Below are 22,395 nucleotides of genomic sequence, written 5' to 3'. Positions count from 1 at the left end.
CACAACTTTACTTCATATTAATACTCGTCTTCACGGAAACCAAGGTCACGAAGCTGTGACATCTTATTACGCCAATCTTTTTGCACTTTCACCCATACTTCTAAAAATACTTTAGAACCAAGAAGTGCTTCAATGTCAAAGCGAGCTCGCTTACCGACTTCTTTTAACATCTTCCCTTGCTTACCTATAATAATTCCTTTTTGTGATGCACGTTCAACAACAATCGTTGCGTTTATATAAACCGCTCCGCCCTCACGCTTTTGAATTGCATCAATAACAACCGCTACAGAATGCGGTACTTCTTCACGTGTTAAATGTAATACTTTTTCACGAATAAGCTCTGAAATAATAAATCGCTCTGGATGATCCGTTACTTGATTATCCGGGTAATATTGCGGTCCTTCTGGTAAATACTTTTTAATTGCTCCGATTAACGCTTCAACGTTATTACCGTCCAATGCAGAAATTGGCACAATCTCCGCGAACTCATATAGTTTACGGTATTGATCAATTAACGCTAATAATTGCTCTGGATGAACTTGGTCAATTTTATTAATTACTAAAAATACCGGTTGTTTCGTTTCTTGTAATTTCTCAATAATAAATTCCTCACCACGACCATATCCTTCAGTTGCATTGACCATAAACAGAACAATATCAACTTCTTTTAATGTCGTTTGAGCCATCTTCACCATGAAATCGCCTAGTTTATGTTTAGGTTTATGTATTCCTGGTGTATCAATGAAAACTACTTGTGAATCATTTTCTGTATATACACCTTGAATTTTATTACGAGTTGTTTGTGGCTTATCGCTCATAATAGCAATTTTTTGGCCAATAATACGATTTAAAAATGTAGATTTCCCAACATTCGGTCTGCCAATAATAGAGACAAAACCTGATTTATAACCTTTTCTATTCATGTAAATCCTCCGCTAAAAATGCTCCTGGTAACAATTCTCCGACTGTTGTCTCTTGAACATCACCATGTAAGTTTGATAGGTATACTTTCGTATCCTGTTTACATAATTCTACCATAACTTGTCGACATGCTCCACAAGGAGGTACTGGACGCTTTGTATCTGCTACGACTGCAATAGCTACAAACTCGTTATCTCCTTCAGAAATCGCCTTAAATAACGCTGTTCTTTCTGCACAGTTACATAAACCATATGATGCATTTTCAACATTACATCCACGATATATTTTTCCATCCTGAGTTAGTAAAGCTGCACCTACTTGAAATTTAGAATATGGTACGTACGCTCGTTTACGCGCTTCGGTTGCTTCTTGAATTAATTGTTTGCTATTCATATTCCCGCATCCTTTCCGTTCACAGATGTGAATAGATACACTCTTTCATTAAAGGCCTTCACGGCGCTCCCAAAGCTTAATAAAAGCTTCGGAATGCAACTATACCATATACGGTAAAAAGATAATAGCACCAATTACAGCAGCTATAATTGCAAACAATAAAACTGCCCCCGCCGCAACATCCTTTGCAATTTTCGCAAACGGATGAATATCGGCGGTTGCTAAATCTACTGTTTTTTCAATAGCCGTATTCACCATTTCTAAACTCATTACAATCCCTATCACAATAAGTAATACAATCCATTCCGTTGTTGTAATATGGAAATAAAAGCCGCAGCACATAACAATGACTGCGGCTAAAGAATGAATTTTCATATTTCGTTCATGACGAAGACAAAAGTATATACCAGCTATAGCATATCCAAAACTATCTAAAAGTTTTCCTTTTTTCATCGTCCTAATCCAAAGGCCTCTAAAATTTCTTTTTGTCTTCCAAACATTTCTTTTTCATCTTCTTCTGTCATATGATCATAACCAAGCAAATGCAAAAAGCCATGTAGTGCTAAAAACCCAAGTTCTCGATCAAAAGAATGTCCATATTCTTCCGCTTGTTCTTTTGCTCTTGGAATAGAAATAATAAGATCTCCTAACATACGCGGCATCTCCACACCGACAATTTCCATTTCACCTTCTCCCATTTCTTCCATGGCGAAAGAAATAACGTCCGTAGGCTGATCCTTATCTCGGTAATCACGGTTTATTTCACGAATACGTTCATTATCTACAAACGTAACCGATAATTCTGCTCCTTCTTCTATCTTTTCCATTTGGGCTGCTTTCTCTACCAACCCTCGAATCAAGCTTATATACTCGTCTTTCACTTCGTCTGTTTCATCAATAAAATCAATTAATAAACTCATTCTTTCTCCTTTTCTTCCGGCGGTTCCGGATATGTAATACGGGAATGAAAAATACCATTTAACGTTTCACATAACGTTTTTCCAACGATTTGTAGTTCCTTAAATGTCAAATCACATTCACTAAATTGACCATCTTGCAAACGATCTCTAATGATACTTTGCACTAAATTATTGATTTGATCTGGCGTTGGATGATTCATTGAACGTACCGCCGCTTCTACACTATCAGCAATACCAATGATTGCCGACTCTTTAGAAGTTGCTTTTGACCCTGGATAGCGGAACATTTCCTCAGTATATTTCTCTTTATCTTCTTTAATCGCCTTATAGTAAAAATATTTAAGCAACGTTGTACCATGATGCTGTCCAGCGATATCGATAATTTCTTGAGGTATATGGTGTTCTTCTAACATTCTCACCCCATCGGTTACATGAGCAATTATAATATCTTTACTCGTTACAGGGTCTAATCTATCATGCGGGTTTTCAATCCCCATCTGGTTTTCAATAAAAAACTGCGGTTGTACTGTTTTCCCTACATCATGATAATACGCCCCTACACGTGCTAATACTCCGTTTGCTCCAACCGCTTCGCATGCAGCTTCTGAAAGATTGGCTACCATTACACTATGGTGATATGTACCTGGTGCTTCTAATAAAATTTTGCGCAAGAGCGGGTGATTCGGACTTGAAAGTTCCATCAACTTCATACTCGATACAATCCCAAGGCCACTTTCTAAATACGGTAAAATCCCCATAGCTAGAACAGAAGAGATAATCCCTGAAACTGCAGCCATTAATAATTGTATCCCAATTTCAAGAGGTGAAAAATTCCCATTTCGCAATAATAACAACGCCGCTAATACGACTACATTTAATACAGAAACGAGTATACCAGCTTGTAAAATCATCGTACGACGATTTTTTTCTCTCAAGAAAATACTAACTGATAATGAACTTAATAAAACATAAATCCCCACACTATAATTCAGTGTACTCGTTACACCTTCATTAAACATAATACTTCCGCACACAGAAAAGATCATGCTCGTTAAAAATACAAATCTATCACCAATCATTAATTTTACAAGTATTGTTCCCATCGCAACTGGAACAACATACGCGATTCCTGCATATTCAAGTTTTTGAAACAAACTAATGATTTTCATTAAAACAATCGTGATAGACAAAATTGTGATATATGCTAAAACATACGGTCTATCTTCTCTTTTTCGCTGTAAAAACACTTCAAATTGCTTATGCATAAAGTACAATAACACACAAATAAGTACAGCCAGACCAACATAAGGTTGGAAGGTATTGCCCTTCTCTAACAATCCGGCTAACTTCAACTGCTCATATGCTTCTCGTGAAATCGTATCGCCTTCTTTCACAAGAACTTGCCCTTGAAGGATAAAAACTGATGCAACTGAATCTTCCGCTATTTTTTGACTATCTTTCGTCGCAGCTGAATCATAAAAATAGTTCGCTGTAACCGCATACTTCCCTAGTGCATTCACCGCAACTTTTAAATCACTGCTTATACTTACGCTACTCATTTCAGTAACAAATCGTTCTCTTGCAACTTCTTCTTGATCCATCTTAATGTGTTCACTCATAATTTTATTAACCGCTGTTACAGCCGCATCCTTCGCCAATGACAATTGACTTGAATCAGCATTAATAAATTTCAGCAATATCGAATCTGTTAAGCTTTTCGCTAAATCTGTTGGTAATTTCTTCTTTAACTTGTCCAATTTATCCACATCAGAAATTTTTTTATATTCGTCTGGGCCAGTCGATTTAGCCTCTGCCTCTACTTCACTTACCGCATCAAAGACGGAATTTACAATATCCACTTTATTTTGCTTATATTCGCTTTTATATGTATATTTATCCTCAACCTTTTGAGCGGCTTCTTTTTTCTTTTTCGCTGTTGCGGATTTATCTTCAATTTTAACAGGAGAGTGAATTGTTTTTTTAGCAATATCGAGCTCTTTAACATCTAATTGCTCTGGTTTCACATTATTCATAAGTGCAAAAAACAGTACCGCTCCTAATAAAACGTAAGAAATCCAACTTAGTTTTTTCGAATGTTGTAAATCACGAAACCACTTAGAAATTTCTTGAGATCTTGACATGATTTCAATACCTTCTCCTCTCCAGAAATAAAGTGAAACTATTCATAGCTTTCATTTCTTCCAGCCAACGATGCTTTTTAGGACCATATTTTTATAGACCATCACCTATAGTTTATTTCTCTCGTCTTTAATGATAGTAAAAAACATGTCCTTCGCCAACCTTATCATACAAAAAGAAATGATCCTGACAAATAGGATCATTCCATTTTATCATATGCCTCAATAATACGTTGCACTAACCGGTGTCTCACAACGTCCGTTTGTTCCAATGTAATGAACGAAAGACCTGATACACCAGATAAAATATTAGCAGCAATAGAAAGACCTGACTTTACCCCTTTTGGTAAGTCTACCTGTGAGGGATCCCCCGTAATAACCATTTTAGAACTAAAACCTAATCGTGTTAAAAACATTTTCATTTGAACACCAGTCGTATTTTGCGCCTCATCTAATATAACAAATGAATCATCAAGAGTACGCCCTCTCATATAAGCAAGAGGTGCAATTTCAATTACACCACGTTCCATCATACGTTGTGTATATTCTTGTCCAAGAATATCATGTAACGCATCATATAGTGGACGTAAATACGGATCTACTTTTTCTTTCAAATCACCTGGTAAAAACCCTAAACTCTCTCCAGCTTCTACAGCAGGTCTTGTTAAAATAATTTTCTTTACATACCCTTGCTTTAAAGCTCTCACAGCCATCACTACGGCTAAGTATGTTTTTCCTGTCCCAGCAGGCCCTATCCCAAATACAATATCATTCTTTTTCATTGCATGAATATATCGTCTTTGCCCCATCGTTTTCACACGAATGGATTTACCTTTTGCTGTTTTAAAAATTTCCTCTTCATATAACTCTTCGAATTGAGCAATTTTCCCTTGTTGCCCAAGCTGAATCGCATACGCAACATCTCTTTCCGAAATTGATACACCTTTACGGATAACAACAAGTAACTGTTGTAAGATTTTTTCTACGAGTACCACAGTTTCATCTGCCCCAGATACACGAACAGATTCTCCTCTAGTCACAATCGATACACTAAGTTCTCGTTCAATTACTTTTAAATGAGCATCATTTACCCCAAAAAGAGCGATTGCTTCGTTAGGGTTTTCCAATTGTTGGTTCATTTCTACTAATTGTTCTGCCATCACTCAGTCTCCTTGAATATCGAATTCAGATATTGGTTGTGGCTCTGCAATATTTTCAATCACTGTATAATGTAATGTGACCTTTAGGTGATCCGCCTCAACCTCTTTACTCAAAATGTTATCACTTACAATCATAGCATGTTCATCCAATTTTTTCTTCAGTTCTTTTTCTGCCATCTCTTTCGCTACTTTCATTGCTTGTTTTTCGGTATATTCTCGGTTCGCTTCTTCCTCTTCTCGTACAATATCTTTCTCGTATGCAACTGGTAATGTGAATCCAAATAATTTCACATCATGTTTTACGCTTTCAGTACGAGAGCGTTTATACTTATCCTGTTGAAATCCCCATATTTTTATTTTAGCACTCCCAAATTTAAGAAAATATTCATTATACGAATTACCAGTATACACTTGAAATTGCGTCTTTAACGGAACATCCACCTCAGATTTGTACCACGTTTCTCCATATACAATCCCTTTAGCCGAAACAATTGTCGGATTCTCCTCATTACCATACATCCCCGAGACGAGAAGTTGCCCCTTTTCTACATGGTCATTTTTCATGACAACAGGCTTCCCAACTTCCACAAATGTTTTTGTAATAATCCCTTCTTTTTTCGCTACTAAGTTTTGCGGCTGTTGTTCACTTTCTTTTTTCGGTTCATTTTTTTCAACAATCTTAAAATGATATGTTGTCCCTCTTATTTCTAATCCCGCCCAAGTAATCGCATTAATATTGTCTGTCAAATGACGTTGAACATCTTCTACACTCGGCATTTGGAACTGTAATTTCCCTTTTTTTATACCCATTTTGTCCAATTCTTTCATCAAGATATATTCCGTTTCAGGTTTTGCTCCTGTAATTTCAATTTTCCACACCATATTTGACAATGCGATCATTCCGAAAAAAAATATTAAAAACCCAATTAAAAATCCACTATTTTTAATTAAACGCTTATTCCAAAACGGAAAACCGTAACGTCCAATAAAATATAATTTACATTCATTTTTTCTATAAATTGGTTTTATCTTTTTCACATCTCGTAATAACATACAAAAAACTAACGTTTCATCAGCTATCTTCTTTACATCCCAAACGAGTAATTTCCTCCGCACACACTCGTTAACAAAGCGTTCCGCTCCTCTACCTTCAATTCGCACCTTTACATACCCAAGCCATTTTATAAACCATTTATTTTTCATCGACTATCTCCACTACCTTTCTAAAAGTAGATACACTACTTTTCAATTCGATTATCAAACTAGCTCGTACTAAATTAGCAGATTCCTTGATCCTCACTAATTATTAACCTTCACGAGCCAGTTTTTTACGTGGAACTCAATTCCTACCTATCCTCTTTGTACGAACCGAATATTGAGGCCAGAACGTTATCGCCTGTTAATACAAGGTAACGAAGAAAAACTTCACAAACGGAAGTTTCTCCTCAATCCTCTTTCTTTTCATTTTCTAAAAACGTCACTTGTTCAATAATCCCTTCAAGCAACAGTTCTTCTGGAAGGATTGTTTTAATAACAAAGGATTGACCTTTAATTAATAATTGACCATGTTTCAATAGCAATCTTACCTCTTTATCTGAAAACACTAATAATCCTCGATGATTTTCTATATAGATATGTACTTGCCCAACAAGCGTGATCCGAGGTAGATCCATTAACACATCCACTGGCAGGTCTATTTGCTTCGTTAACCAATTCTTCATTTGTTCTAATTTCTTCATCTCAAAAGACCCCCTCTCATCCCATATGTATGAAAAAAGAGCTTGTAATATCACGTCCAAACTGAAAAAAGCATAAAAAAACGTCTCATACGAAATGAGACGCTTTTTTATGCTAATAGCTGTATAACCAGCTTATTCACAAGTGATCCGTCTGTTTTACCTTTTACTTTCGGCATAACAGCAGTCATCACTTTACCCATATCTGCTTTAGATGTAGCACCAACTTCAGAAATAACTTGCTTAATTATATCCGCTAGTTCTTCTTCTGTTAATTGCTCCGGCAAATATGCACTTAAAATCTGAATTTCACTTTGCAGTTTATCAACAAGGTCTTCACGACCAGCTTTTTTAAATTCAAGGAGGGAGTCCTTATACTGTTTTACTTCACGAGCTAAAACTGTTAATTCCTCTTCTTCAGTAAGAGTATGTTGCAGTTTAATACCTTCATTTTGTAAAGCAGCCTTAACCATACGAATAACGGTTAATTTTTCTTTTTGTTTATTCTTCATCGCTTGTTTCATATCATCGTTTAAACGACCGAGAAGACTCATAACTTACACCCTCTCTTAGAACTTACGCTTTCTTGCCGCTTCAGATTTCTTCTTACGTTTTACACTTGGCTTTTCATAAAACTCGCGCTTTCTTGCTTCAGCAAGTGTACCAGTTTTAGAAACCGACTTTTTAAAACGGCGAAGTGCATCCTCCAAAGACTCGTTTTTACGAACGACTGTTTTTGACATTCTCTTTCCCTCCCTCCGAAACATCACACTTACATACTAACTTCAGCATGCAAAAAGAAACACTTCTTCAGCATGTCTTTTACGATTATAATACATTTTATCACTTCAGGTCAACTATTTGGCAGAATAAAAGAAGAATTAATGCTCTTCCTTTTTCAAAAACTATGTTGATAGCCGTTATCTCTTCCCCTAAAAATAAATATTTTTTTATCACTGGATCTTTTTTATACAAGGATACGCTCAAAAAACACTCATTTACCGAATAACCCACTGCATCTTCTTTCAATACTTAACTTCTCCATGAACGAAAAAAGCATGCAAACCCTTGTCGTTTGCATGCTTTTTATCCCGCTATTTGTGGGCAGTAAACGCCCGATTGGTGAAGGCTAATAATCAGTGGGGGATGAACACCCCCCCACTGATTAAAGTTTCACTTTATCATGCGCTTGCTGATTCTTTTTTTACATCATCTTCAAGAACACGAACAAACTGCGCTTCGTTATATGGATAACCAGCTTTTGTAATTTTCACTTTTACTAGCTTACCAATCAATTCTTCAGATCCTTCAAACACAATTTTTAAGTAGTTATCTGTATAACCTACATATAAACCTTCACGGTCGCCATCTTTAAATGTCTCTTCCGGAATGATTTCAAGTACTTCACCTTCAAATCCAGAAGCATACTCTTTCGCTAATTGATTTGATAGCTCAATTAGACGATGAACACGATCGTTCTTCACGTCTTCAGGAACTTGATCTTCCATACGTGCTGCTGGAGTACCAGTACGTTTTGAATAAGGGAAAACGTGTAATTCAGAGAAACGATTCTCTTTAATGAAATTGTACGTTTCCATGAATTCTTCTTCTGTTTCGCCTGGGAATCCAACAATTACGTCTGATGTAATCGCAAGACCTGGTAACGCTTCTTTCAAACGATCTAAACGCTCTTGGAAAAATTCCATCGTATACTTACGGCGCATACGTTTCAATACAGTATTAGATCCTGACTGTAATGGAATATGCAAGTGACGTACAACTACTTCTGATTTATCTAACACTTCAATTACTTCATCAGAAATTTGACTCGCCTCAATAGAAGAAATACGAAGGCGTTTCAATCCGCCTACTTTCGCTTCCATATCGCGCAGTAATCCCGCTAAGTTATACTCTTTTATATCTTCACCGTATCCACCTGTATGAATACCTGTTAATACGATTTCTTTATAGCCCGCATCTACTAATTGCTGCGCTTGTTTAATAACTTCTTTTCCATCACGAGAACGCATTAAACCACGCGCCCAAGGAATGATGCAAAATGTACAGAAGTTATTGCAACCTTCTTGTATTTTTAAAGATGCACGTGTACGGTCCGTGAAATATGGTACATCGAGCTCTTCATATACACGTGTTTTCATAATATTGCGGACAGCATTAATTGGTTGACGCTCTTTACGGAATTCTTCGATGTATCCTAACATCTTCTCACGATCTTGCGTACCAACAACAATATCTACACCTGGAATTGCCATAATTTCTGCTGGAGATGTTTGTGCATAACATCCAGTTACACAAATTACCGCATCTGGATTTAGACGTACAGCACGTCTAATTACTTGACGGCTTTTTTTATCTCCAGTATTTGTTACTGTACATGTGTTAATAACATATACATCAGATTTTTTTTCATATTCAGTTCTTTCATAACCACCTTGTTTAAACAATTGCCAAATCGCTTCTGTTTCATAGTGGTTTACTTTACAACCTAACGTGTGGAACGCAACAGTTGCCATTGATTATCACCCCATCAATTCAAAATGATAAGAAGCGGCACTTAACGCATAAAGCGGAGCCGTTTCTGTTCTTAAAATTCTTGGTCCTAAACTACATGGTACAAATTTATGTTCACGAAGTGCGGTTATCTCTTCCTCCGCTAAACCGCCTTCTGGTCCAAATACAATCAGCAGCTTTTGGCCTGGTTTAATCGTCGATAAAGCTTTCGCAAAATTAGATTTCTCACCTTGTTTCGCTTCTTCTTCATACGCAACAAGACAAACATCATACTCGCTACTCATCGACAGCAGTTGTTTAAATGATGAGGGAACGTGTACTTCTGGAATTTCACTTCTATGCGATTGTTCCGCAGCTTCTTTTACAATTTTTTTCAAACGCTCAACTTTTTTATCTGTTTTTTTCGCATCCCACTTTACAATAGATCGAGATGCTTGAAATGGTAAAAATGCAGCTGCCCCAAGCTCAGTTCCTTTTTGAAAAATTAACTCTAGCTTGTCTCCTTTTGGCAGTCCACTTGCAATCGTCACGAACACAGGAAGTTCGCTTGACGCCTCTACCCATTCTACAATAGTGGTATCCACAAATTCACTGGTAATTTCAGCAATTGAACACTCTGCTGTTTTACCATTTACACAGCAATAAATGTGGTCACCAGCTGACATACGCATCACTCTTGCGATGTGATGGACATCATCACCCATTATGCGAATACTTGTCTCATTTACATATTTCTCTTCTACAAAATAACGTTGCATATAATCACCTTAGTAGAGTTTCGTTCCTTTCGTAAGTCAACACTTACGAAAAGAACGAAACGTTATCATTTTCATATAACAAACGGCAAGTCCCTCACCTTATACGGTGAGAGACTCCCCTGTTCTTTATAGACTAAAATCTATATTACGCATTTCGCGCAATAATTGCTACCCAATCTTCCATTCGAAGTACTTCTTCAATTGAAAATCCAGCTTTTTCTAACGCTTCAGAAATTACTTTTTCTTTCGCTCCAATAATACCAGATGTAATAAATAATCCACCTGGCTTCACCACTCTCGCTGCATCTTCAGGGAATAGAAGAATAATTTCCGCTAGTAAATTTGCTACGATTACATCAACTGGACCTTCAATACCTTCTAACAGACTATTCTGTCCAACATTGACAATGTCATCTGTTTTATTTAAGCGCACATTCATTTCTGCACTTTCAACTGCAACTGGGTCTAAATCATATGCTTGAACAGAAACCGCACCTAATTTTGCTGCTGCAATACTAAGTACCCCCGAACCTGTCCCCACATCAATCACAGTATCACCTGGCTGAACCGTTTTTTCTAACGCACGAATACACATCGTTGTTGTTGGATGTGTCCCTGTACCAAATGCCATACCTGGATCTAATTCAATAATTTTTTCATCTGGAGAAGACGGTGTATACTCTTCCCACGTCGGCACAATTGTGAATGTATCAGAAATTTGAACTGGATGATAATACTTCTTCCAAGCAGTAGCCCAATCTTCCTCATCGACTTCATTAATTGTAATAGTTCCTGTACCAATTTCGATGTCGAAAGATGGTAGCGCATCAATAGATGATTTTACACCTGCAACCGTTTCGTGTAAAGAATCCGTTTGTGGGAAATATGCTTTTACCAAAACACCCTCACTTGGATATTCATCTGGGTTAAGTGCATAAATCTCACCGTATTGTTGCTCGCGCTCTTTCGTCAACTCCGCTGGGTCCTCAATCGCAACCCCGCTAGCGCCTGCTTCATGCAAAATATGAGAGACAGCTTCTACTGCTTCTTCTGTTGTATGAATACTAATTTCTGACCATTTCACAATTTACCAACTCCATTTTTCATTTCCATTATTCCCCTTTGAAAGCACGTTTAAGCTTTCTGAATAAGCTATCATCCTGCTCTTCTTGCCCTGCAAATTCACGCAATAAATCTTTTTGATGTGAAGTTAATTTCGTCGGCACAACAACACGAACAACTACATATTGATCTCCTTGACCATATCCACGTACGTTCGGAGCACCTTTTCCTTTTAAGCGGAATTCTGTTCCTGTTTGTGTTCCTGCTGGAATTTTTAGCTTCACTTTGCCATGAACGGTAGGAACTTCTACTTCCGCACCAAGTGCCATTTGCGCAAATGTTAATGGCATTTCGCAAATAATGTGATCCCCTTCGCGTTCAAAGAATTCATGATTTCTCACATGAACAACAACATATAAGTCACCTGCCGGTCCGCCATTTACGCCTGCTTCACCTTTTCCAGATACACGAATTTGTTGACCATTATCGATACCAGCTGGAATTTTAACATTGATTTTTTTGCGTTTACGAACTTTACCAGAACCATGGCATGTCGTACATTTCTCTTTAATCATTTGACCTGTTCCTGAACAATGCCCACAAGCTTGACGGTTTACAATACGCCCAAATGGTGTATTTTGTTCTACACTTACTTGCCCTGATCCTGAACAATGTTTACATGTTTCTTTTGAAGTTCCTGGTTTTGCTCCACTACCCTTACAAGTATCACATGGATCCTCCACTGGAATCTCAACATTTAATTCTTTACCAAAAATAGCTTCTTCAAACTCTAAAGTAACTTGATATTGTAAATCAGCACCTTGACGCGGAGCATTCGGATCACGACGTCTGCCGCCACCGCCACCAAAGAATGAACTGAAGATGTCTTCAAATCCGAAGCCACCACCGAAGTCGCCTCCACCGAAACCTTGATTCGGACCCGCGTGACCAAACTGATCATACTGCGCGCGGTTTTGATCGTCACTTAATACTTCGTATGCTTCTTGTACTTCTTTAAACTTTTCAATTGCATTTTCTTCTTTACTTACGTCTGGATGGTACTTTTTAGCCAAACGACGATACGCTTTTTTTATTTCATCTTTAGAAGCACCCTTGCTAAGTCCAAGGACCTCATAATAGTCTCGTTTATTCATAAATTTGCAACCCCCGAATCTTTCACATAAACGTAATTTTAACACCGAAAGAAAGTGCTTTGCAACAAAGTTTCCTCACTTACAGTATGCAAAATAAAAAACTTAAGCTCCTCACACATTTCTTCTTATTCGTGAAAAAAGCCAAAGCCAAGGCACGCTTGACTTTGACTTTTTGTCATCTTACTTATTTTATTTCACTGTATTACTTGTCTTCTTTTACTTCTTCAAACTCAGCGTCTACTACATTATCTTTTTTCGCGCCAGCGTCTTGTGCTCCTTGTGCACCTTCTGCTTGCCCTGCAGCCGCTTGAGCTTGCTCGTATAATTTAACAGTTAATTGTTGTACGATTTCTTGAAGAGCATCTTTTTTCACACGGATTTCTTCAAGTTCGTTTTTCTCGATTGCCGCTTGTAATGCTTCTTTCGCTTCCGTTGCTTTCGCTACTTCAGCTGCATCTACTTTACCTTCTAAGTCTTTTACAACTTTGTCTGTTTGGAATACAAGTTGGTCAGCTTCGTTACGAAGTTCAACTTCTTCCTTACGTTTTTGGTCAGCGTCAGCATTTGATTCCGCTTCTTGTACCATACGATCTACTTCTTCATCAGAAAGACCTGAAGAAGATTGGATTGTAATAGTTTGCTCTTTACTTGTTCCTAAGTCTTTTGCACGTACGTTAACGATACCGTTCGCATCAATATCGAATGTTACTTCGATTTGTGGAATTCCACGTGGTGCTGGCGGAAGGTCTGTTAATTGGAAACGACCTAATGTTTTGTTGTCAGCTGACATTGGACGTTCACCTTGTAGTACGTGAATGTCTACCGCTGGTTGGTTATCAGCAGCTGTTGAGAATACTTGTGACTTACTTGTTGGAATTGTAGTGTTACGCTCGATTAATTTCGTGAACACACCACCCATAGTTTCGATACCTAAAGAAAGTGGAGTTACGTCTAATAATAGAACGCCCTCTACATCACCAGTAAGTACGCCACCTTGAACTGCAGCACCTAATGCTACAACTTCATCCGGGTTTACACCTTTGTATGGCTCTTTACCAGTTTCACGTTTAATTGCTTCTTGTACAGCTGGGATACGAGTAGAACCACCAACAAGGATAACTTTATCTAATTCGCTTGGAGAAAAACCAGCGTCTTTTAATGCACGACGAGTTGGCTCTAATGTTCTTTCAACAAGACCAGCTGAAATTTCTTCGAATTTAGCTCTTGTTAACGTTAATTCTAAGTGTAATGGACCAGCAGCTCCAGCACTAATGAATGGTAATGAAATTTGTGTTTGTGTTACACCAGAAAGATCTTTCTTCGCTTTTTCAGCTGCATCTTTCAAACGTTGAAGTGCCATTTTATCTTGGCTTAAATCAATGCTATTTTCTTTTTTGAATTCAGCTACTAAATGATCGATGATAACTTGGTCAAAGTCATCTCCACCAAGACGGTTGTCACCAGCAGTTGAAATAACTTCAAATGTTCCATCTGCTAACTCAAGGATAGATACGTCAAACGTACCGCCACCTAAGTCATATACTAGAATTTTTTGTTCTTCATCTTGTTTTTCTAAACCGTAAGCAAGTGCTGCTGCTGTTGGTTCATTAATGATACGCTCTACTTCTAAACCAGCAATACGACCAGCATCTTTTGTCGCTTGGCGTTCTGCATCGTTGAAGTATGCTGGTACTGTAATAACAGCTTTCGTCACTGTTTCACCTAAGTACGCTTCAGCAGAAGCTTTTAAGTTTTGTAAAATGATTGCAGAAATTTCTTGAGGTGTATAATCTTTACCTTCAACTTCTACTTTATAGTCTGTACCCATATGACGTTTAACAGACATGATTGTATTTGGGTTTGTAATTGCTTGACGTTTCGCAACTTCCCCAACTTGACGCTCTTCATTTTTGAAAGCTACAACAGAAGGTGTTGTACGATTTCCTTCTGGATTTGGGATAACCTTTGGTTCTCCACCTTCCATAACAGCTACACAAGAGTTTGTTGTACCTAAGTCAATACCGATAATTTTACTCATAGCGAATCCTCCTACATTTATGTAAATTATTGATTTACTTTTACCATTGATGGGCGAATCACACGGTCTTTTAGTTTATAACCTTTTTGGAATTCCTCCACAACCGCGTTTGATTCAAACTCACTGTCTTCTACTTGCATAACAGCTTGGTGCTCATGAGGATCGAACTGTTTACCAACAGCTTCAATCGCTTCAACACCTTCTTTAGTCAGCGCTTCTAACAATTGACGATGCACCATTTCCATACCTTGTAATAAGGACTTCATTTGATCATCAGTTGCTTCCACTTGCATTGCTCTTTCAAAATTATCAAGAGCTGGCAGAATATCTGAAACAAGACTTTGTGCTCTATATTTTTCAGCAGCCTGTTTATCCATTTGAACGCGGCGCTTATGATTTTCAAAATCAGCTTGTAGACGTAGTGTGCGACCTTCCGTTTCCGTTAGTTTCGCTTGTAACTCATCTACTGTTTCTTGTAAAAGAGCAGCTTCACTTTTTTCTTCTACAGCTTCTTCACTGTTGTCTGTCGTGACAGCTTCTTCAACTTGCGCTTCTTTCACTTCTTCTACCACTTGTTCGTTACGCTCTTCCACAATTTTCACCTCCTTAAAAGGTATTAGGTATCACGCTTAGCACGATTACCTAAGCATTATATATTACACACAGCAATGAAATTTCCATCACTTGAGCGAATGTATTACTCTCATTTATTTTTTAAGTCCATCAGTAAATTGCCTTGTAAATAACTGCAACAAACTAATTACACGAGAGTATTGCATTCTCGTTGGACCTAAAATCGCAATTGTTCCAAGTTGCTCTTCTCCAATCGAATACGTTGCAGAAATTAAACTACAATCTTCCATAGCTATCGAAGAATTTTCCCTGCCAATTTTCACTTGAATACCTACTTGTTTATGACGCAAAATATCATAAAACTCAGCTTCGTTATCAATCATCGTCAGCAAGGATCTTACTTTTTGAATGTCATGGAACTCTGGCTGCGAAAGCATATTTGCTTTTCCTCCAAAGTATATCTTTTCCGATAAAGGAACTTGAAATGTACCATCCAACATTTTTATTGCACTATCGTAATTATGAACATACCCACGCAACACTGTAACAATCTCTTTTAAAATTTTATTATGAAGTTCTGCCATAGGTATACCAGATAGCTTTTCATTTAAAATATTAACCATTTTTTCTAAATCTGATAAATCAACAGATTCCGGAACGGTAATCGTTTTACTTTGCACATGCCCTGTATCTGTTACAATAATAGCGACTGCTGTTTGACGATCAAGCGGTACAATCTGTACATTTTTAAGTTTATTTGTGCTCAATTTCGGACCAAGAACAATGGCCGTATAATTCGTAAGCTCTGATAAAATTTGAGCTGATTGTTGTGCAATTTTTTCTGCTTCAAAAATTCTTTCAGCAAATAAATCTTTAATTTGTACAATTTCATCGGTCGGTAAGTTTTGTGGCGCTAAAAGATGGTCTACATAAAAACGATACCCTTTTTCAGAAGGAACACGCCCAGAAGAACTATGCGTTTTTTCAATAAATCCTAGTTCTTCTAAATCAGCCATTTCATTTCGAATAGTAGCTGAACTAAACGTAATTTCATCTTTCTTCGCCAACGTCCTCGAACCAACTGGTTGCGCTGATCCAATAAAGTCATCAACAATTGTTTGTAAAATTAAGAGCTGACGTTCCGTAAGCATCTCATCATCACCTCTGTTAGCACTCTTTGTCTTCGAGTGCTAAATCTATTAATAACTTACCAAAATTGACATTCAATTGTCAACGGAAACGTCACGAAATAACGAAACTTTTTCACGCTTATGGCACATTTAATTAATCAATCAGAAATGACTGGAATACTTCATTCCCTAATAGTTTCCCTTTCCTCGTTAAACAAACATGTCCATCTCTGTTTTCAAGTAATCCTTGTTCTTGATTACTTTGTAACTGCTTTGCAAAAACATGGTCCATCTCCACATTAAATTTCTTTTGGAATTCTAACTTAGAAACACCTTTTGTTTTTCTAAGCCCTAAGAACAACTCTTCTTCCATTTTTTCTTTCTCCGTCACTGCGTGAACGTCTAAATATGGAAATTCAGTTTCATCAATTTTAGTGAAATAGTGCTTAAGCGGACCTACATTTTGAATTCGTTCTCCGTTCACATAACTATGCGCTCCAGCTCCAAATCCATAATATTCTTCATTATTCCAGTATGTGAGATTATGTCTACTTTCATTATCACCTTTTGAGAAATTGCTAATTTCATACTGGTTATAGCCATGTTTCTCCATTTCATCCATTACCATTTCGTACATTTTCGCTTCATGATCTTCACCTGGTAGTCTTAATTTCCCTTTATTCATTAAGTTATAAAAGACTGTTTTCGGTTCCACAATTAATGAATATGCCGAGAAATGTTGCACACCAAGCGTAAAGGCAATGTCTAATGTTTCCTTTACATCTTCTATCGTCTGTCCTGGCAGAGCATAAATTAAATCTACATTAATATTTGTAAAACCGACTTCCTGCGCTTCTCGAATTGCTACGAATGCATCTTCTCTCGTATGTTGACGTCCAATCTTCTCAAGTAGCTCATCACGAAACGTTTGCACACCAAAACTAATTCGGTTTACTCCACCTTCTAGCAATACGTTCAACTTCTCTTTCGGTAAATCACCTGGATTCGCTTCAAATGTTAATTCACAATTCGGCGCAAATGGACGCAAACGACGGTTAATGATGTCGAGTAGTTTTTTTGTCTGTTCCATATTTAATGCCGTCGGAGTTCCTCCGCCAACAAAAATCGTTTTCATACTTTCAAACGGTACTTTTTGAACCGTATTTATTATTTCTTTCTCTAAATATTGTAAGTATTGATCAACCGGTTGGCGTTCAATAAATACTTTATTAAAATCACAATAGTGACAAATATGCTGACAAAATGGAATATGAATATATGCAGCTTGTACCAAATATAACTCCTACCTTTCTAAAAAGAAAACCTCCGCACTTCGGAGGATTCTTTACTTCTCTACTGTATTACGGATTTGTTCCATTCGCATTTTTCCCCAATCATACATCATTTCAACGATCGGTAAAAGCGACATACCTAATTCCGTCATATAGTACTCAACACGCGGAGGAATTTCCGGGTATACTGTTCGATCAACAATCCCGTCCTCCATTAACTCTTTCAATTGATTTGACAACACTTTATGAGAAATGCTCGGGAACAGACGTTGCAATTCACTAAAACGATGCGGACCTTCCACACCTAAGTGCCACAATATCACAACTTTCCACTTCCCACTAATAATAGAAAGCGTCAGTTCCTTTTCGCAATTAAAATTACCTTTTTGTATTTTCTCTCGAATATCTTTTCGAATATTTTCGGACATTAATAGTCTCCTAACTCTATATCAATCACTAAAAAGCTCTCTCACTATTGTAAATGAGAGATGCTAAGATGTCTAAAAAGTAGCATATAAAAAAGAAGCCGAACGAACGGCTTCTACTTTTATCACGATTGGTGCGGGCTAATAATTAGCGAAGAATAGAAAAATCCCTACTAATTATAGTTCACTCTATTAGTTATCATCCATTTTCAGTACAGCCATGAATGCTTCTTGCGGCACTTCTACAGAACCAACAGACTTCATACGTTTTTTACCTTCTTTTTGCTTATCAAGAAGTTTACGCTTACGAGAAATGTCACCACCGTAACATTTTGCAAGTACGTTTTTACGCATCGCCTTAATTGTAGAACGAGATACAACTTTATTTCCGATAGTCGCCTGAATTGGCACTTCAAACTGTTGTCTTGGAATTAATTTCTTTAATTTCTCTACAATTACTTTACCACGGTCATACGCTGAATCACGATGTACAATAAATGATAAAGCATCCACTTGTTCATTATTTAAAAGAATATCCATTTTCACAAGTTTAGATGGTTTATAACCAATTAACTCGTAGTCAAATGATGCATATCCTTTCGTATTTGATTTCAATTGATCGAAGAAATCATATACGATTTCTGATAACGGGATTTCATATGTCAATGTAACACGTGTTTCATCTAAATATTGCATATCAATAAACGTTCCACGTTTCCCTTGGCAAATTTCCATTACAGCTCCAACATAGTCATTCGGAACCATAATTGCAGCCTTCACAAACGGCTCTTCTACACGATCGATAGCCTGTGGATCTGGCATATTAGATGGATTATCAACAATAAGATCTTCACCGTTTGTTAAATACACTTTATAAATAACGCTTGGCGCTGTTGTAATTAAGTCAATCTTGAATTCACGTTCAATACGTTCTTGAATAATCTCCATGTGAAGCAGCCCTAAGAAACCACAACGGAAACCAAAACCTAAAGCTTGAGATGTTTCAGGCTCAAATTCAAGAGCAGAATCATTCAATTCTAGTTTTTCTAACGCATCACGCAAGTCGTTATAACGTGCAGAATCGATTGGATATAAACCACAGAATACCATTGGATTTAATTTACGATACCCTTTTAACGGCCCTGCAGCTGGACGCTTTGCATGTGTAATCGTATCACCAACACGTGTATCTCCTACGTTTTTAATAGATGCTGCTAAGAAACCTACATCACCTACTGTTAACTCGTCACGTTGCGTCGTTTTCGGTGTAAATACACCTACTTCTGTTACTTCAAATTCTTTTCCAGTTGCCATCATACGTACTTTATCGCCAACTTTTACCGTTCCATTTACAACACGGATATATGCAATTACACCGCGGTACGGATCATATAAAGAATCGAAAATCATACATTGTAACGGTTCTTCTGAATCACCTGTTGGAGCTGGTACCTTTTCAACGATTTGTTCTAAAATATCTTCAATACCAATGCCAGCTTTCGCTGAAGCAAGTACAGCTTCCGATGCATCTAAACCAATTACATCTTCTACCTCTTGACGTACGCGTTCTGGGTCTGCACTTGGTAAGTCGATTTTATTAATAACTGGTAAGATTTCTAAATTATTATCAAGCGCTAAATATACGTTCGCTAATGTTTGCGCCTCAATTCCTTGCGCTGCATCCACAACAAGAATTGCACCTTCACAAGCCGCTAAACTACGAGATACTTCGTACGTAAAGTCGACGTGTCCTGGAGTATCGATTAAGTGAAGAATATACTCTTCACCGTCTTTCGCTTTATACGTTAGTTGTACCGCATTTAATTTAATTGTAATACCACGCTCACGCTCCAACTCCATAGAGTCAAGTAATTGCGCCTTCATTTCGCGCTGTGCCAACGCGTTTGTTTTCTCCAAAATACGGTCTGCCAACGTTGATTTCCCGTGGTCAATGTGAGCAATGATGGAGAAGTTACGAATTTTGGACTGTCTTTTTGCTCTTTCTTCTTTATTCATCTATGTTCTCAACTCCTAATAGTCTCGCCAATATACACTAGCACTGATTATATCAATAGAGCAGCAAAGATTCAATGAAAACTCGTGCTGCTTACAATACAAATCACTCTATCTATATCTTATGCGAACAAACCATAAGAGACAAACCTTTTTCAAATTAAAGAACAGCTCTCTTACAAACCAATAAGACAACCGTCCTTCCCGCTATCCTTAACTAAAAATCCCTTTTATTGCTCCAACCACTATATCCGTTCCAAACTTTGTCATATCACGAGCAACACTTGCTATCGCCATACCGATACCTTCTACAACATTAAAACTTCTTAAGCTTTCTAACTGTTTTTGTTTTTCAATAGCCGAAAACGTATCTCTCGAAATTTCTGATTCAGCCCCAGCGCCTTCTGTTCCTGTCATATGAGCAATTTGTTCATATGACAGCTGACGATACCCCTTCATACTTTTCAGACCATGATTAGCGAGTCCCACTCCAGCTATCATCATAAGCAAGCATAAGACTGTACCGCATATACATAACAGCGTAAATCGACTCAAACTATTTCTGGCTCTTTCCATCAATGTGTATAGGCCCCTGTGTTATCTTGATCAATCTGATGATGCAGTGCTGCATTTAAACCACTTGCTATTACATTTGCCATATCCTCAATAAAGGCATCTACTTCTTTTGGGGTTACCATTAAATTATGACCAAGAGGAGATAACACTTCATAAATCAACTTTCTCTTTTCTTCTTCTTCTAACGTACCAATAGCTCCTAAAAACATATTTCGACTCTTTTCATCCGGCATATCTTCTTCTGTTAGTTTTTTCTTTTCTCCAAATGAAAATCCCGCTGGTAATAAAGATCGTGACGGCTTATGTCCCTCTTTCATCTCTCTTCCAAAGTGCTTCAAAATAAAATCGATCGTATCACTCGTAATAGAAACTGCGTCTACTACAGTTGGAACACCAATCGCAATAACAGGAATACCTAATGTTTCTTTACTTAGTTCCTTACGCTTATTCCCAACACCAGATCCTGGATGAATTCCTGTATCAGAAATTTGTATCGTACTATTTACTCGTTCAATAGAACGCGCAGCTAATGCATCAATTGCGATGACAAAGTCTGGTTTTGTCTTCTCAATAATTCCGTAAATGACATCGCTCGTTTCAATCCCTGTAATTCCCATTACCCCTGGACGAATGGCACTAACAGGTCTAAACCCTTCTTCCACACTTTCAGGCTGCAATTTAAACAAATGTCTCGTCACCAGTACGTTCTCTACAACTATCGGTCCGAGTGCATCCGGCGTTACATTCCAATTCCCAAGACCTACGATTAAACAACTCGCTTCTTTTGAAACTCCAACCTCTTCTAAGAAATAAGAAAATTCTTTTGCAAAAATACGCTCTACTTTTTGCTGAAGTTCCGTATCTTGTTGTCGTATACCTTGCACCTCGAGAGTTAAATAACTCCCAGGTTTTTTCCCCATCGACTCAGATGCAATTTCATCAATAGTTACTTTTGTAATTGTAACTCCCTCTTCTTCCCTCTCTTTTACAATAACTCCCTGTATCCCTTTTTGTTCTTCTTGGCGCTCTTGCAGCATTTGGTGCGCCTCTACAGCAAGGTCAGTTCTAACACTATATTTACTTAAATCTAATGGTTCTTTCATCGTATCTCCTCCGTAATTCATAGTAAATATCGTTAGATTTCCCCAAGTTATATTAGGTCATTCTTTCCTTTACGTGAAATTTCATTGATATACTATTGCAATTCTCTTCACCGTTTGATAAAATATCACTTGTTCTATGTAAGAATCGAGTCATTCGATTGCACCAGGGAGGTGAAAAGTATGGCAAACATCAAATCTGCTATCAAACGCGCTAAACTTAGCGAAGAGCGTCGTTCACATAACGCTTCTATCAAGTCTGACATGCGTACTGCTGTTAAAACTGTAGAAACTTTAGTTACTAATAACGATCTTGAAAATGCTAAAGAAGCTTTCAAAACTGCTTCTAAAAAACTTGACAAAGCAGCTCGTAAAGGTCTTATCCACCAAAACGCTGCAGCTCGTCAAAAATCTCGCTTAGCGAAACAAGTAAACGCGTAAGGCGTTTAAAAAACGATCCATTCGGATCGTTTT

24 protein-coding genes are annotated in these 22,395 nt (G+C 37.5%); 1 reads left to right on the top strand and 23 read right to left on the bottom strand.

What is annotated here, in order from left to right:
* Positions 1–17: 17 nt before the first annotated feature.
* The 23 genes from era to gpr form a co-directional block, all read right to left on the bottom strand.
* Positions 18–923, bottom strand: a complete 906-nt coding sequence (era, locus tag MKX77_RS03410) for a GTPase Era (protein ID WP_002160449.1) — start codon at positions 921–923, stop codon at positions 18–20.
* The gene (locus tag MKX77_RS03405) at positions 916–1,314 is read right to left on the bottom strand and encodes a cytidine deaminase (protein ID WP_002111886.1); all 399 of its coding nucleotides are present in this window, start codon (positions 1,312–1,314) and stop codon (positions 916–918) included. The genes era and MKX77_RS03405 overlap by 8 nt, the downstream gene beginning before the upstream one ends.
* Positions 1,315–1,413: 99 nt before the next feature.
* Complete coding sequence (locus MKX77_RS03400) at positions 1,414–1,767, bottom strand: diacylglycerol kinase family protein (RefSeq protein ID WP_215554212.1); 354 nt, start codon at positions 1,765–1,767, stop codon at positions 1,414–1,416.
* Positions 1,764–2,234: an rRNA maturation RNase YbeY gene (ybeY, locus tag MKX77_RS03395; protein WP_215554213.1), complete on the bottom strand. Its 471-nt coding sequence runs from the start codon at positions 2,232–2,234 to the stop codon at positions 1,764–1,766. Before ybeY ends, MKX77_RS03400 begins: the two co-directional genes overlap by 4 nt.
* A complete protein-coding gene (locus MKX77_RS03390; RefSeq protein WP_341305832.1) occupies positions 2,231–4,375 on the bottom strand; it encodes an HD family phosphohydrolase in 2,145 nt (714 codons plus the stop codon). Before MKX77_RS03390 ends, ybeY begins: the two co-directional genes overlap by 4 nt.
* Before the next feature lie 197 nt (positions 4,376–4,572).
* Positions 4,573–5,532 carry a PhoH family protein gene (locus MKX77_RS03385; RefSeq protein ID WP_215554215.1) on the bottom strand — a complete coding sequence of 320 codons (960 nt, stop codon included), beginning with the start codon at positions 5,530–5,532 and terminating at the stop codon, positions 4,573–4,575.
* 3 nt (positions 5,533–5,535) lie between these two features.
* Complete coding sequence (gene yqfD / locus MKX77_RS03380) at positions 5,536–6,735, bottom strand: sporulation protein YqfD (protein WP_002111891.1); 1,200 nt, start codon at positions 6,733–6,735, stop codon at positions 5,536–5,538.
* A 242-nt stretch (positions 6,736–6,977) separates the two neighbouring features.
* A complete protein-coding gene (yqfC, locus tag MKX77_RS03375; protein ID WP_341305831.1) occupies positions 6,978–7,271 on the bottom strand; it encodes a sporulation protein YqfC in 294 nt (97 codons plus the stop codon).
* 107 nt (positions 7,272–7,378) lie between these two features.
* Positions 7,379–7,822, bottom strand: a complete 444-nt coding sequence (locus MKX77_RS03370) for a GatB/YqeY domain-containing protein (protein WP_000054578.1) — start codon at positions 7,820–7,822, stop codon at positions 7,379–7,381.
* Positions 7,823–7,837: 15 nt separating this feature from the next.
* Positions 7,838–8,011, bottom strand: coding sequence for a 30S ribosomal protein S21 (rpsU, locus tag MKX77_RS03365; RefSeq protein WP_002088683.1), 174 nt, complete (start codon positions 8,009–8,011; stop codon positions 7,838–7,840).
* A gap of 100 nt (positions 8,012–8,111) precedes the next feature.
* Positions 8,112–8,297, bottom strand: coding sequence for a hypothetical protein (locus MKX77_RS03360; protein ID WP_341305830.1), 186 nt, complete (start codon positions 8,295–8,297; stop codon positions 8,112–8,114).
* A 152-nt stretch (positions 8,298–8,449) separates the two neighbouring features.
* Positions 8,450–9,802, bottom strand: coding sequence for a tRNA (N(6)-L-threonylcarbamoyladenosine(37)-C(2))-methylthiotransferase MtaB (gene mtaB, locus MKX77_RS03355; RefSeq protein ID WP_215554216.1), 1,353 nt, complete (start codon positions 9,800–9,802; stop codon positions 8,450–8,452).
* Between the two features lie 6 nt (positions 9,803–9,808).
* Positions 9,809–10,558 (bottom strand): 16S rRNA (uracil(1498)-N(3))-methyltransferase, encoded by a 750-nt coding sequence (locus MKX77_RS03350; RefSeq protein ID WP_341305829.1) that lies wholly within the window; start codon positions 10,556–10,558, stop codon positions 9,809–9,811.
* A gap of 145 nt (positions 10,559–10,703) precedes the next feature.
* Positions 10,704–11,642: a 50S ribosomal protein L11 methyltransferase gene (gene prmA / locus MKX77_RS03345; protein ID WP_341305828.1), complete on the bottom strand. Its 939-nt coding sequence runs from the start codon at positions 11,640–11,642 to the stop codon at positions 10,704–10,706.
* Between the two features lie 28 nt (positions 11,643–11,670).
* Positions 11,671–12,774, bottom strand: a complete 1,104-nt coding sequence (gene dnaJ / locus MKX77_RS03340; protein ID WP_341305827.1) for a chaperone protein DnaJ — start codon at positions 12,772–12,774, stop codon at positions 11,671–11,673.
* A gap of 202 nt (positions 12,775–12,976) precedes the next feature.
* On the bottom strand, positions 12,977–14,812 hold the full coding sequence (dnaK, locus tag MKX77_RS03335; protein WP_002111905.1) for a chaperone protein DnaK: 1,836 nt from the start codon (positions 14,810–14,812) through the stop codon (positions 12,977–12,979).
* 26 nt (positions 14,813–14,838) lie between these two features.
* Positions 14,839–15,405: a nucleotide exchange factor GrpE gene (gene grpE, locus MKX77_RS03330; protein ID WP_002111906.1), complete on the bottom strand. Its 567-nt coding sequence runs from the start codon at positions 15,403–15,405 to the stop codon at positions 14,839–14,841.
* Positions 15,406–15,519: 114 nt separating this feature from the next.
* On the bottom strand, positions 15,520–16,536 hold the full coding sequence (hrcA, locus tag MKX77_RS03325) for a heat-inducible transcriptional repressor HrcA (protein WP_215554218.1): 1,017 nt from the start codon (positions 16,534–16,536) through the stop codon (positions 15,520–15,522).
* Between the two features lie 133 nt (positions 16,537–16,669).
* Entirely contained in the window at positions 16,670–17,809 is a 1,140-nt protein-coding gene (gene hemW / locus MKX77_RS03320) for a radical SAM family heme chaperone HemW (protein ID WP_341305826.1), read from the bottom strand.
* A 51-nt stretch (positions 17,810–17,860) separates the two neighbouring features.
* On the bottom strand, positions 17,861–18,235 hold the full coding sequence (locus MKX77_RS03315) for a winged helix-turn-helix transcriptional regulator (RefSeq protein ID WP_002015203.1): 375 nt from the start codon (positions 18,233–18,235) through the stop codon (positions 17,861–17,863).
* Positions 18,236–18,424: 189 nt separating this feature from the next.
* Positions 18,425–20,248: an elongation factor 4 gene (gene lepA / locus MKX77_RS03310; RefSeq protein WP_002088690.1), complete on the bottom strand. Its 1,824-nt coding sequence runs from the start codon at positions 20,246–20,248 to the stop codon at positions 18,425–18,427.
* Between the two features lie 210 nt (positions 20,249–20,458).
* Positions 20,459–20,821, bottom strand: a complete 363-nt coding sequence (locus MKX77_RS03305) for a DUF3679 domain-containing protein (protein WP_215554221.1) — start codon at positions 20,819–20,821, stop codon at positions 20,459–20,461.
* Positions 20,821–21,924, bottom strand: a complete 1,104-nt coding sequence (gene gpr, locus MKX77_RS03300) for a GPR endopeptidase (protein ID WP_215554222.1) — start codon at positions 21,922–21,924, stop codon at positions 20,821–20,823. The genes MKX77_RS03305 and gpr overlap by 1 nt, the downstream gene beginning before the upstream one ends.
* A gap of 180 nt (positions 21,925–22,104) precedes the next feature.
* Here gpr and rpsT point away from each other — a divergent pair, with 180 nt between their 5' ends.
* Positions 22,105–22,362: a 30S ribosomal protein S20 gene (rpsT, locus tag MKX77_RS03295; RefSeq protein ID WP_002088694.1), complete on the top strand. Its 258-nt coding sequence runs from the start codon at positions 22,105–22,107 to the stop codon at positions 22,360–22,362.
* The last annotated feature ends 33 nt before the right edge of the window (positions 22,363–22,395 follow it).

It is taken from the genome of Bacillus sp. FSL R9-9410, from assembly GCF_038050385.1.
In the GTDB taxonomy this organism is placed as follows: domain Bacteria; phylum Bacillota; class Bacilli; order Bacillales; family Bacillaceae_G; genus Bacillus_A; species Bacillus_A cereus_U.
This window is presented reverse-complemented; position numbering and strand designations above follow the sequence as displayed.